This is a genomic window from Nonomuraea sp. B5E05, assembly GCF_039880665.1.
Lineage (GTDB): Bacteria > Actinomycetota > Actinomycetes > Streptosporangiales > Streptosporangiaceae > Nonomuraea.
In genome coordinates this window covers 1-612 of sequence record NZ_JBDPMJ010000110.1, presented here as the reverse complement: position 1 = coordinate 612, position 612 = coordinate 1, and the positions used below count along the sequence as shown (strand labels likewise).

General features: G+C 47.1%; 1 protein-coding gene. It reads left to right on the top strand.

What is annotated here, in order from left to right:
- Positions 1-15: 15 nt before the first annotated feature.
- Positions 16-612: HAMP domain-containing protein (locus ABGB01_RS46040; protein ID WP_347780660.1), on the top strand; the 597-nt coding region annotated here is incomplete at its 3' end.

The window sequence follows — 612 nt, the reverse complement described above, 5'->3', positions numbered from 1 at the left end:
ATGATAGAGCAACATGTGGAAACGGAACTGCGCCTAGATCCTCCTAATGACCTGATGTGGTGGCGACGACTTTATCGAGCAATCGATAAATGGGCGCCGCCTAATCAGCATTTACTGCTCGTGACTTCGGAAGGTCGCGTGATTGGTGCTCGCCACAGTGAAATGCAATTTATCAGAAACTTTATTGGTCAATCTGATAATGCAGACCATCCTCAAAAGAAAAAATATGGTCGCCAAGAAATGGTTGGCCCTTTTTCTGTCAAGGATGGTGAAGATAATTACCAATTATATATTGTTCGTCCGGCCACCAGTTCACAGCTAGATTTCGTGAATTTATTGTTTGATCGGCCTTTGCTGCTGTTGATTGTCACCATGCTGATCAGTGCGCCTCTCCTCTTGTGGCTCGCATGGAGCTTGGCAAAACCGGCCAGAAAGCTGAAGCAAGCCGCAGATGAAGTCGCGAGTGGTAACCTCCGTCAGCATCCAGAGCTTGAATCAGGTCCTCAAGAGTTCTTAGCCGCAGGTTCCAGTTTTAACCAAATGGTCAGCGCCCTTGAGCGAATGATGAATGCACAGCACCGTTTATTATCAGATATCAGTCATGAGCTACGC